This window comes from Croceicoccus mobilis, assembly GCF_001661965.1.
Taxonomy (GTDB): domain Bacteria; phylum Pseudomonadota; class Alphaproteobacteria; order Sphingomonadales; family Sphingomonadaceae; genus Croceicoccus; species Croceicoccus mobilis.
This window is the reverse complement of the sequence record NZ_LYWZ01000020.1, coordinates 214,648-226,805: the sequence shown is the minus strand read 5'-3', so window position 1 is coordinate 226,805 and position 12,158 is coordinate 214,648. Positions and strand designations below refer to the sequence as shown.

Sequence of the window (12,158 nt, the reverse complement as noted above, 5' to 3'; positions counted from 1 at the left end):
GGCTATTGTCGCAGGAAGAAGCCGATATGGAACTGGCCCAGATGGAAAATACGATGGGGGAAGTGTCACCGCCTGACCGGGTGCTGATCGTCGACGATCACTCGCTGATCCGCGATGGGCTGCGCTCGATATTCGTCGACACCTATCCCAACTGCCAGATCCTTGAAGCCGACAGCATGGAAAGCGCGCTCGAAACGCTTTCCCATACATCCGATGTCGATCTGGTCCTGCTCGACCTCAACATGCCAAATGTCACGCGCCTTTCGGGTCTCCAGCAATTGCTCGAACGGTTTCCATCAAGCCCCGTGGTGATGGTGTCGGGCGTTCTCGACCGCCGCATCGTCCATGACGCGCTGGCCGCCGGCGCCGCCGGTTTCGTGCCCAAATCGCTGAAGCGTTCCGCCATTGTCGAGGCATTGGAACATGTCATGGCGGGCGAGATCTATGTGCCCGAACTTGAAGGCGAAGACAGCGCTGTTCAGGAAGAGGAGGCAATCCGCGCGAAGATCGAGAGCCTGACCCCGCAGCAGAAGGTCGTCCTTGGCCATCTCGTCGACGGCAAGCTTAACAAGCAGATTGCGCATGAACTCGACGTCTCGATGACGACGGTGAAGGCGCATGTCTCTGCCATCCTGCAAAAGCTGAATGTATTCAGCCGCACGCAGGCCGTGATCCTCGCCAACAAGGTGGGTTTCGGCGAAGAGGGCTAAGCGCCCTTCCCCTTTACAAGATATCGAGTTGACGCAGCAGCGCGCGCAATTGCGCGGGCTTCACCGGCTTGTTGAGCAGGGGCAAACCCTCTGCCGCCAGCAGCGCCTTGGTCTCCTCGCCCCGATCGGCCGTGATGACCAGCGCCGGAATCGCAGTGCCGGCACGCTGGCGCAGCCCTGCAATCGCCTCCACGCCGGTCAGATCGTTGTCGAGGTGATAGTTCACCATCAATAGGGCCGGTCCCTGCTCAAGCGCGCGCGTGGCCGCCTTGCCGGCAGGGTCGCTGACCGCGATGACTTCCAGCCCCCAGTTCTCCAGCAACGCCTCCATCCCTGCCAGGATCGAGGCGTCATTGTCGACGACCAGCACCAGCCCGCCAGCCTTCTCCTTCGCCTCGGGCACGCTCTGCGCTTCCTCTTCGGTCACAGCCTCGGGCTCCACGAAAGGCAGAGTGATCGAAAATGCGGACCCCTTGCCCACTTCGGTATCGACCGAGATTTCGTGCCCCAGCATCGTCGTCACGCGGCGCACGATGGCAAGCCCAAGCCCCTTGCCCGGAATGCCCTGAGTGCTGCCAAGGCGGCGGAACTCCTCGAATATGCGTTCGCGGTTTTCAGGGGCGATACCCGGGCCGGTATCGCGCACGGTGACCACGACTTCGCTGTCTTTCTGCTCCAGCTCGACCGTGACGCAGCCTTGCTGGGTATAGCGGATGGCATTGGAAACGAAGTTCTGCAGCACCCGGCGCAAGAGGCGCGGATCGGACTGCACCCAAAGCCCCGTTTCCGGCACGCTGAAACGCAAATGCGCCCGTGTGGCGAGCGGGGTGAATTCGGTGCGCAGCGCGGACAATATATGGTCGAGCGGAAAGCGCGATATTTCAGGCTGGATCGCGCCTGCGTCGAGGCGGGAAATCTCGAACAATGCCTCCAGCAGATCCTCCACCGAATCCAGCGCGGTAGAGGTCTGGTCGACAAGACTGCGCGAACGCGACGCCATGGGCCGCCCTTCCAGCGCGGACACGAATAGGCGCGCGGCATTCAGCGGCTGAAGCAGATCGTGGCTGGCCGCTGCGATGAAGCTGGTCTTCGACCGGTTCGCCTGCTCCGCCTCGTTCTTGGCGTCGATCAGTTCGCGGTTGACGCGGACCAGTTCCGCCGTGCGTTCGGCAACGCGGCGCTCCAGCGTTTCGGCAGTTTCCGTCAGCGACCTTTGGAAACGCACGCGGTCCGTCACATCGTCGAAGGTGAAAACCATGCCCCCACTCGACAGCGGGACAGAGCGGATCACGAAATGGCGTCCGCCCATCATGCATTCGCTGCTGGCACGGCTGCCTTCCCTGTCGCGCCATGTCAGCCCGGCCTCGCACTCCAGCTTGCGGCTTTCGACGCACCATGCGCGAAGGGCGGCATGAGTGGCGATGCGCGACACGTCTTGCTGGCCGATCCCCAGCATGCGCAACAGAACGCCATTCCATGCCTGCAGCCGGTGCCCCGCATCAAACAGGCACACCCCTTCGGAAAGCGTATCCAGCGTCGCCTGAAGCGAAAGATTGCGTTCGGCCAGTTCGCGGGCCCGTTCGCGCGCGTCCTCGGCCTTGACCGAGGTAATGTCGGTATAGATGCCCACGATCCCGCCCTCACTCGTGCGCATCTCGTTGATCTGGATCCAGCGTCCGTCTGACAACGCCTGCACATGCGCGCCATCGGCGCGGCGGTGGCGGTCGACCCGCTCGCTCACCCAGCGTTCCCGCTCCAGCAGCGATCCCATAGTGCGGCCCTTGTCGGCGGCTGCGGATACCAGCTCGCTGAATTCGGGGCCATTGTGCGCCATGGGTTCGAAATCGGGCCAGATTTCGAGGAAGGCCTTGTTACACATGATCATGCGATCCGAACCGTCGAACAGGGCGAAACCGTCAGACAGGGACTCGATCGCATCGCGCAGGCGCGAACGGGCGGCATTGGCATCCGCGTGCGCGGCCTGCAGTTCAGAATTGACGACATTGAGACGTGAGAGCGCCTCTTCCAGTGCCTGCGTCCGGTCGCGCACCATGGCTTCGAGTGATATCGCGGTCTCGAACATCGAATAGGCGCCGCCCTGTATATCGCTCGACCTTTCAACCCGGTCGATCAGCGCGGCATTGATCTTTTCGAGGCGGCGCACTTTTTCGCGCAGCGCGGCCAGTTCCTCGTCGCGGTCCTTTCCCTCGCCCTCGACTTCGAGCCTGCCCAGCTCCAACCCGCCCAATTCAGCCCTATTTGCCATCAGCGCCCGATCACCAGCCCCGAAAACGTCTGGTTCATGTGGCCAGCAAGAAACTGCTCGCCATAGGTGTTGAAGCCCAGCACCTTATTATCGGCATAAAGGCGCGACACCTCGCGGGCGAGCTGGCGATCCTCGGCATCCAGCCGGTTCAGCACGCAGTCGAAACCGATGATGTGATCGATCTCGCCCACCTCGGCGCGCACCTTGTTCAACAATTCCTTGATCCCGGCGATGCGGTCCACCGGGTCGCCGATGGCCAGCACGATCCCGGTGTCGATCGCGCAATAAAAGGTAAGACTGCCATCGGGGTTCACCGACTGGATCGAGCGGACGTGGTAATTGCCGCCGATGCGCACCATCGGCGGATGAGCGGCAAAGAAATGCTCGTCCATCGTGGTCGCGGGAATGCCCGTCAGGCGCAAATATTCCTCGGCCGCCGGGGCGGCATTGATCTCGAACACGGTACGGGTTTCGGGGTCCGCCTCGGTGACGACCATACGCGCCTCTCCGGGCCGGTAATGGCTGGCGCAGAAAACATGCATGGGCCGCTTGCTGGTCAATACCGCGATCACGGCGGCATCCTCGTAAAAGGCGCCTTCATGCAGCACGCCGGTCTGGTGGAAGGCCATTTCATCGCCGCTCGACCCGCCGATCAGCTTCACATCGCCCAGCGCCTCTTGCGCGGTCATGGTCAGCAGTTCCTCACGATGAGAAAGCCCGTCGACGAAGAACAGCGCGACCTGATGCATGTCTTCGCTTTCATGCCCGCGGCGCGTTTCCGCCACCAGCTGGCGGATCGTCTGCTGCGCATCGCGGGCATTGAAATTGTCGAGATCGGTAAAGCGCAGCGTCGCCATCTCGAAATCCCCTGCCGGGAAACCGATGAAGACGAGGCTGTCGCTGTCGTAGCCGCGGCTGGTCAATTCACCTGCGCTGGTGCATCCGATCAGCGGCATGTCGCCAAAGGTCTGCCTGAAGGCGTCGGCCAGCGCGTTGCGATCATATTTACCCGAACAGAACAGCACACCGCCCGCGAGCTCGCGCCCATCGCATGCATCGAGCACTTCGGCCACCGCTTCGGCGGGATCACCGACATGCGTGGATACGGCGACAAGCCCTGCACCGGCCCCGGCCGTGCTGCGCAGATCTTCCATCGTGACGTTCTGGCCCAGCGTCTCTCTCCCATTTGTCCGGACGTTACCGGCGCTCTTGCGGCGCTCTTCATCCGTGGCTTGCGATCCTAGCGCCTGTGAGACCAAAGTGCCATGCACATTTGCCTGTCCCGCCTCATTCCTGGACGGTATCGCCGCGCGGCGGTTCGCCCGCCGCTTCCAGCGCGTCATTCTCCTCGTCGGTAAACACGCGGCTGCGGACGATGAAGCGGATGCCTTCGGGCGCTTCAAGGCTCATTCCCGACCCGCGGCCCGGCACCACGTCGATGGTAACCTGCGTGTGCCGCCAATATTCGAATTGCGCCTTGCCGATCCATACCGGCGTGTCGCCGATCAGCCGACCCAGCAGGATATCCTGTGCGCTGACGCGGAATTCGCCGCGCGGAAAGCACATGGGCGCGCTGCCATCGCAGCAGCCGCCGGACTGGTGGAACATCAACGGCCCGTGCCTCTCGATCAGCTTTTCGATCCATTCTTCGGCGGCCGGAGTGGCAAGAATGCGCGGCGGCAGATTCGTACCCGCCATTTCAGCTGTTTCGGTCGTCATGGCATCAGCCCTCCAATGTCGTTCCCGCCATTACGGATTTCGCGGGCGGGTATTTCCGCTCCTTCTCCCTCAACGCCGAAGCGGTGGACGATCCTTGGGATCGTCCACCGCCTGGAGAGGTCCGCACGATACTCAAGCGGAGTGGGGGAAAGTATCGAACGGACGGCGGGGATCAGCCGGATCCCCCCGTGGCATCAGAAGAAGCCCAGCTTTTTCGGGCTGTAGCTGACCAGCATGTTCTTGGTCTGCTGGTAATGCTCCAGCATCATCTTATGGTTTTCGCGGCCGATGCCCGACTGCTTGTAACCGCCGAACGCGGCATGGGCCGGATAGGCGTGATAGCAGTTGGTCCACACGCGGCCCGCCTGGATGGCACGGCCAAAGCGGTAGCAGGTGTTGGCATCGCGGCTCCACACGCCGGCACCAAGGCCATAAAGCGTGTCATTGGCGATCGAGAGCGCTTCCTCGTCCGAGGAGAACTTCGTGACCGACAGGACCGGGCCGAAGATTTCTTCCTGGAACACGCGCATCTTGTTGTGGCCTTCCAGAACGGTCGGCTTGACGTAATAGCCTTCCGAAAGCTCGCCGTCCTGCATGTGGCGCGAACCGCCGGTCAGCACCTTGGCGCCTTCGTTCTTGCCGATGTCGATATAGGACAGGATCTTTTCGAGCTGGTCGTTCGAAGCCTGCGCACCGATCATGGTTTCAGGATCGAGCGGGCTGCCCAGCTTGATCGCCTCGACGCGCTTGATCGCCTTTTCCATGAAAGCGTCATAGATCGATTCGTGCACCAGCGCGCGGCTCGGGCAGGTGCAGACCTCACCCTGATTGAGCGCGAACATGGCGAAGCCTTCGAGCGCCTTGTCGAAGAAATCATCTTCTTCGCGCATCACGTCGGCAAAGAAGATGTTCGGGCTCTTTCCGCCCAGTTCCAGCGTGCAGGGAATGAGGTTTTCCGAAGCATACTGCATGATGAGGCGGCCGGTCGTCGTCTCCCCGGTGAAGGCGATCTTGGCGATGCGCGGGTTTGATGCGAGCGGCTTGCCAGCCTCGACGCCAAAGCCGTTGACGACGTTCAGCACGCCTTCGGGCAGCAGGTCGCCGATGACTTCCATCAGCACCATGATCGACATCGGGGTCTGCTCGGCAGGTTTCAGCACGACGCAGTTGCCAGCCGCCAGAGCGGGAGCGAGCTTCCACACCGCCATCAGCAGCGGGAAGTTCCACGGAATGATCTGCCCCACCACGCCCAGCGGCTCGTGGAAGTGATAGGCCACGGTATCGTGGTCGATTTCGGAAATGCCGCCCTCCTGCGCGCGCAGGCAGCCAGCGAAATAGCGGAAGTGATCGACGCCCAGCGGCAGATCGGCCGCGGTGGTTTCGCGGATCGGCTTGCCGTTGTCGATGGTCTCCACCATCGCCAGCATGTCGAGGTTCGCTTCCATGCGGTCGGCGATCTTGTTGAGGATGTTCGCCCGTTCGGTCGAGCTGGTCTTCCCCCACGCATCCTTCGCCGCATGGGCTGCATCAAGCGCCAGTTCGATATCCTCCGCAGTGCCGCGCGCGACCTTGCACACCGGCTGGCCGGTGACGGGCGAGATATTATCGAAATATTCGCCGCGCACAGGCGCGACCCACTTGCCCCCAATGAAGTTGTCGAACTTTTCGCGGATCATCGACTGCCCGCTGAACTTGCTCATGGCCTGTTCCAGCATCCTAAGGATCTCCTCTCGCCGGGATGTTTTGACTCGAAGGGGAGGATGCTCCGCGCGCGTTGGCGCCGCTATTGTACCTTTGGTCGAATGCGGAACCTTTCGCGAACCATTCCCTCGAACAGGCCTGAAGAACCGCGCCTTAACCTTGCTTTGATATGGCAATGGTGGCGCGGCGGCACGACGCGATCGTAAAGGCAGGGAGGCGCGGCGATGGACGAAGGGAAAAGCGGAAATGCCTCACTGCTCGCCTTTCTGGCAGTGTTCGGCAGCGCCTTGCCGTTTATCGCCTATATGGCGTGGGATCAGGCGCTCGCATTCGATCGCTGTGCGAATATCTTTGTAAGGCCGGGGCAGTGCATCACCTCTGGCATGGCATTTGCGGGCGGCGGCGTGTTCCTGATGGTCATGGGCGGCGCTTTCCTCTTTTCCGCAATGCCTGGACGCGGCAATACGCATAATCCGCTGGCCGTCCTCACCTGCGTGCTGATGGGCTTGTCGCTGACGGCTTCCGGCTCCGCCATGATTTACGGCGGATTGTCCATCGCCTGATCCGCTGCACCCTGGCTCTGTCCTCGGCCGCCGGGCAGCGCACCGCAAGTCTCCGGCTCGTAAGTGCCATAGCCGACCAGCTTGACCTTACCTCGCTCATTCTTGCAGACCCAGACTTCGATCGGGTCGCCGGGCCTCAGCGTCTGGAATTTGGAAGCGTCATACATCACCCGCCGCTTTTCCACGTGCCGGATGCCGTCCGTGTCTTCATAGGCGAATTCGATCGCGCCTGCATTGATAGAGCCTGGCACGTCGGACCGATAGATATCGGTAACCTCTCCCGTGACCACGTCATGCGCCAACGCACCCGCCAGCATCGCGCCGCCATAGACGAGGATCAGCCCCATCATCCATTGGCCCGCGTCCGACTGCGCCAAGGCAAAGATCAAAGCGGCCGCCCCCAGCACGACCAGCACCAGCGCGGCACAGCCGCAGCCAAGCGCCTTTTTCATGCCGCCGCCGTCCTGCCCGTGCCCGTGCCCGTGCCCGTGCCCATAACCGGCGTTTGCAGATGCGTTTCCCCGTCCATCGCCGCGATTATTAGCAAGTGGCTGTTAGCATCCCCCTAATCACCTCTCTCCGGGCAGGCTAATGCCCCAGCACCCGCCGCTTCATCGCGTGAATCGCATACCAGATTGCGATGACGCACACCGGCACCAGCGCAGCCAGCACGAGGGCGTGGGGCACGCCCTCGACATATTTCTCAATGCCTTTCAGCACATAGCCAAGAAGCCCGATCGCGTAATAGCTCAACGCCACGACCGACAATCCTTCGACCAGCTCCTGCATGCGCAGCTGGGTCGCGATCGAGCGTTCCATTGAATGCAACAACCGCCCGTTCTGGTTCTCGATCCGGGTTTCGACGCGCGACCGAAAGAGCGAGATGAACTGCGATGTCCTGTCAGCAAGCAGGGCCGAGCGACGGCGATGCGCGGCGCAGGTGCGGATCGCGGGCTGGAACCGGCGCTGGGTGAAATCCTCCAGCGACTGGAAACCGGCGCACGGGCGGATACACAGATCCTCCAGCCTTTCTTCGACCAGCGTGGCATAGGCCTCGGTTGCGCTCATGCGATAGTCGGACGCCGCCGTCTCGGTCATCAGCTGCATCGACAGGCTGGTCACCTCCTCCAGCAGGCGGTCATCGGTCAGCTCGGGATGAGAAACCCGTTCGCCAAGCTGGGAAAGTTCGGTCTCGATACGGTCGAGCACCTTCCATCCCGCCTGCGCCACCGGAAAGCCCAGCAGCGCCATGTTCCGGTAATTGCCCAGTTCCTGCAGCCGCTGGATCGTGCGTGACAGATCGGCGCCATGCATCCAGTTCGCCGCGATCAGCAGCGCGCCAAAGCCATCCTCGCGCAGGAGGAAATCCGACCAGATTCGCGCAGGGCCGCGCTGGCGGCCATTATTATCCGTCGCTTCCGGTCCGATATGGCAGGACACGAGGTCGAGCGGTTCGAAGTGATAATGCGGCACCAGCGCCAGCGCTCGCTCCTCGTCAGGCACGATGGCGATGCGGGTGGCGCGCACCACGCTGCCCGGCAGTCCCAGTGCCCAGTCGAGCGCCGCCCTTACCTGCGGCGCCACCGTCGGGTCGAGCGCCGGCTGCGCCCTGCCCCAGACATAGATGGTGGTGACGCTGGCCTCGCTATGCCGTTCCCAGTTGAAAGTGACGCCTTCGGCCAAAGTGCCCTGCAGATGGCGCGGATTGGGGCTCTCTTCGATCGCGCCGCCAGCAGGCAGGTCGCGAAGCGCCGCCTGTTCAGCATCGCGCTCATCATCTGCCAGCTGGCGCAGGATCTGGAAGATCGCGCATTCGCCCTCCAGCACCGGCCAGCGCCTGAGATGCATTTCAGCCACGATGGTCTGTCGCAGCTCGTGTTCCTTCAACATGGTCCGTCCCCTCATGCTGCGCCGTCAGATCAGCCGCGCCGGCTCGATACACTTCGCCCAAAGCCGTTCGCGTAGTCCATGGCGCAGGATACGGTTCTGCATCACCCCGCCCGATAGTATGAGACGGTGCGCGGCCAGCGCATCGCAGGCATCGAGCAGAGTCATCAGCGCATCGCCGAACCCGGCGCGAAGGCGAGCCGCGACGATCCCGGCATCGACGCCCGCCGCCATGTCCCGCCCCATCGCCAGCCGCAGCGGCGCGAAGGCGAGCCGCGGGGCATTCGCACCGATGATCGCGCATGGATAGCCGCTGCCACGGCGTCGAAAAGGCGGCCTGCCGACGAACATTCCGGACTGTCGAGCCCGCTCGCCGCCATCTTCGCGATCACGGCGGCATCGGGGCCTGCGGGACGATGCCGGGTCACTGGGCCGCCCGCCGCCTGCTGCCAGTGGCGGAAGGTCCGCATCCCCCGGTGCAATCGAAAACGCTAGTGGAAACGCCCTAGAATTCGCCGGCGACGCCCGCCTTGACTGCCGTGTTCTTGCCGCCGCCATAGGTTGCGCCCGCCGTGATGGCGAAGGGCGTGTCGCTGGCGATGCGGTGCATGAAGCCTGCCGACACGCCGACCTGCCCCCGGAAATAAGCGACATTACTGGCATAGCTGGTGCGCCCCGGCGTGCTGGGGAAATGCGGATCGGCCATGGCGGTGCTGGCAGCGATCGCCTGTCGCATGTCGCGCCGGTCGATGGCGGCAAGATCGAACAGCTCGTCCACCTGCCCCTCCAGCATGGCGAACTGCTCATCCCCTACCGCTGCGATCGCCTGCATCGATGCGCCCAGCGATGCGACCTGCTGGCTGGTGGCAAGCGCGCTTCCGCGGCCCAGCGTGCCGCTGTCATCCACGGTCACGGCGTAAAGCTGACCGCTTTGCGCCTGCGTGGATGCATCGATGTCGCCGATGCGCACCGACGAACCGCTACCGCCCAGCGCGACCTCGTTTGCCCGGCTGGTCGCGGCGCGATAGCCGACGGCGGTCGAGCTTGCATAACTCGCATCGGCATAGGCGCCGAGCGCCGCCGATGCCTCGCCCGCCGACTGAGCCGCCACGCCCACGGCGGTGGAGCGTCCCCCGCTTGCCACCGAGCTGGCGCCGACGGCGGTGGCATAGGTTCCACTGGAACTGGCGCGGATGCCCACAGCGGCAGAACTGCGACCGGCTGCCTTTGCCAGCCCGCCGACGGCGGCACCCTCATATCCGTTGGCGCGGGCAAGCAGCCCGATCGCGGTGCTGCGCGGCCCTGTCGCCTGTGCGCTGTAACCGATGGCGGAAGAGCCAGTCCCCGCACTGGACGAAAGATTGCCGAACGCCAGCGCCCCATCCGAAGATGCCGCGACTGCGGCCTGTTCGCCGATGGCGATTGAGCGATTTCCCTGTGCATCGGCCTGCAGCCCGAGCGCGATGGCAGCTTCACCGCTCGCCGCGCTTTGCGCCCCGGCGGCGATGGCTTCCACTCCGGCTGCGTCGGGCAATGTCCCGACACTGTTGACCGCAAGATAGCTGCCCGCCCCGCCGCCGGTGTCGAGCCCAGCCACTGCCGTCGCGATCGCCGCGTTCATCTGGCCGAGGTTCACCGCATCGCTGTCCTCGCTCCCCGCGGCAAGGTTGACGAGCTGGCGCATCGCCTCTGCCGTCCCGATCGAGACCGTATCGGCCCGCGTTGCCGCAGATCCGCTGCCCAGCGCGACCGCCCTGTCGGCAGAGGCCGAAGCGTTCCCGCCGAGCGCGATGGCCTCGCTGCCGGTGACGCTGGCGTCGCTGCCGCCCGAACTGATGGAAAGGAACGGCTGCGCGCGGGTATCGATACCCGCGACCGCCGTGCTGATCGCGCTGTTCATCTGGCCAAGGTTCACTGCGTCACCCGCTTCGGTCCCGGCCGCGACATTGACGATCTGGCGCATCGCCTCTGCCGTGCCGACCGATACGCTATCGGCGCGTGTCGCGCTGGACCCCGCCCCCAGCGCAACGGCATTCGTCGCGCTCACGCCAGCCCCGGCGCCCAGCGCCAACGCGCCATCCGCCTCGGCATTGGCATCGCCGCCGATGGCGACGGCATTCGCGTTACCGGCAAAAGCATCGGTGCCCATGGCGATCGCATCCACCCCTTCGGTCCCGGCGGAACCGATCGCGACGGAACCATCGCCCGCGGCCTCGGCATTGCCGCCGATGGCGATTGCCTCACTGCCTGTGGCAACCGAATCGGAAAGCGCCGAATTCACCACGAGGAACGGCTGCGCGCCGGTATCGATACCCGCGACCGCCGTGCTGATCGCACTGTTCATCTGGCCAAGGTTCACCGCGTCATGATCGCCCGTGCCATCGGCGACCTGCACGATGCGCCGCTGCTGGCTGTCGCTGCCGACCGAGACGATATCGGCCTCGTCAGCTTCGGAATTGGCGCCCAGTGCGACCGAGCCATTGCCCGTGGCAAGCGCGCTGGCGCCAATCGCGGTGGCATTGGTGGCGCTCGCCTCTGCGACTTGTGTCGCGCCATTGGCGGCATAGCTGCCCATGGCGACCGAACCCGATGCGCTGGCCCGTGCATCGGTGCCGACCGCGACGGCCCGGCTGGTCGCGACCGCACCATAGCCCGCCGCCGTGGAATTGCTTGTCGCCGAGGATGACGCGCCCAGTGCAAGGCCCGTCGTGGAGGTTACCGAACTGGCATTGCCGACTGCGACACCCCCATTGCCGCTCGCATTGCGGCCCATCGCGACGCCTGCGTTATCGGCATAGGCGCCCGTGCCGATGGCAACGCCGCCGGTTCCGGTCGCAAGCGCGCCGCTATTGTCGACCTGCGACGATGCGCCGATCGCAATGCCCTGCTTCGCGGTCGAATCCGCGCTATTGCCGATAGCGATGCCGTCCTGCTGATAGGCGCTGGCCAGATAGCCCAGCGCCACCGAAAAAGGTGATGCAGCATTGACCGAGATACCGATCGCCACCGCGCCGCTGCCGCCCGATTGCGCATACAGGCCGCAGGCAAGCCGGTCGGGCTGATTGGCCGACCACGCCCCTGCCGTGTCGTCGCTATTGGCGGTGGCGCTGCCGTCATTATTGGTGTCGATCAGGCATTCGTCGGCCCATGCGCTTTGCGGAGCCATCAGCCCCATGGCCAGCGCCAGCATGCCGCCACCAGCCGCAAGCCGCGCGCAATTCACCATCCGATTTCGCATGTCCGACCCCTTGTGCGGAGGCGTGACCTTGTTTCCGAAAGGTCTGGCCCGATCCCATGGGCCTGTTGCGCGTA

At 64.0% G+C, this 12,158-nt stretch carries 9 protein-coding genes and 1 pseudogene; 2 read left to right on the top strand and 8 right to left on the bottom strand.

Features of this window, described 5'->3' with window-relative positions; genetic code table 11:
- Nucleotides 1–26 precede the first annotated feature (26 nt).
- Entirely contained in the window at nt 27–710 is a 684-nt protein-coding gene (locus A9D13_RS06275) for a response regulator (protein ID WP_082922166.1), read from the top strand.
- Nucleotides 711–723: 13 nt separating this feature from the next.
- On the opposite strand, the gene A9D13_RS06270 is transcribed toward A9D13_RS06275, so the two are convergent.
- The 4 genes from A9D13_RS06270 to adh form a co-directional block, all read right to left on the bottom strand.
- A complete protein-coding gene (locus tag A9D13_RS06270; protein ID WP_082922165.1) occupies nt 724–2,976 on the bottom strand; it encodes a hybrid sensor histidine kinase/response regulator in 2,253 nt (750 codons plus the stop codon).
- A complete protein-coding gene (locus A9D13_RS06265; protein ID WP_066771596.1) occupies nt 2,976–4,130 on the bottom strand; it encodes an FIST N-terminal domain-containing protein in 1,155 nt (384 codons plus the stop codon). Before A9D13_RS06265 ends, A9D13_RS06270 begins: the two co-directional genes overlap by 1 nt.
- 133 nt (nt 4,131–4,263) lie before the next feature.
- Nucleotides 4,264–4,695, bottom strand: a complete 432-nt coding sequence (locus tag A9D13_RS06260; RefSeq protein ID WP_229665393.1) for a DUF779 domain-containing protein — start codon at nt 4,693–4,695, stop codon at nt 4,264–4,266.
- A gap of 194 nt (nt 4,696–4,889) precedes the next feature.
- The gene (gene adh / locus A9D13_RS06255; protein WP_066771593.1) at nt 4,890–6,410 is read right to left on the bottom strand and encodes an aldehyde dehydrogenase; all 1,521 of its coding nucleotides are present in this window, start codon (nt 6,408–6,410) and stop codon (nt 4,890–4,892) included.
- A gap of 210 nt (nt 6,411–6,620) precedes the next feature.
- Between adh and A9D13_RS06250 the strand changes: the two genes are divergently transcribed.
- A complete protein-coding gene (locus A9D13_RS06250) occupies nt 6,621–6,959 on the top strand; it encodes a hypothetical protein (RefSeq protein WP_066771590.1) in 339 nt (112 codons plus the stop codon).
- Here the strand turns inward: A9D13_RS06250 and A9D13_RS06245 are convergent.
- From A9D13_RS06245 to A9D13_RS06230, 4 genes and pseudogenes are all read right to left on the bottom strand, one after another.
- Nucleotides 6,935–7,411, bottom strand: a complete 477-nt coding sequence (locus A9D13_RS06245) for a hypothetical protein (RefSeq protein WP_066771587.1) — start codon at nt 7,409–7,411, stop codon at nt 6,935–6,937. The genes A9D13_RS06250 and A9D13_RS06245 overlap by 25 nt on opposite strands.
- A 136-nt stretch (nt 7,412–7,547) precedes the next feature.
- Nucleotides 7,548–8,849, bottom strand: coding sequence for a DUF3422 domain-containing protein (locus A9D13_RS06240; RefSeq protein WP_082922164.1), 1,302 nt, complete (start codon nt 8,847–8,849; stop codon nt 7,548–7,550).
- 24 nt (nt 8,850–8,873) lie between these two features.
- Nucleotides 8,874–9,226, bottom strand: a pseudogene (locus A9D13_RS06235) (Kae1-like domain-containing protein).
- Nucleotides 9,227–9,351: 125 nt separating this feature from the next.
- Complete coding sequence (locus tag A9D13_RS06230; RefSeq protein WP_082922163.1) at nt 9,352–12,084, bottom strand: hypothetical protein; 2,733 nt, start codon at nt 12,082–12,084, stop codon at nt 9,352–9,354.
- Nucleotides 12,085–12,158 lie beyond the last annotated feature (74 nt).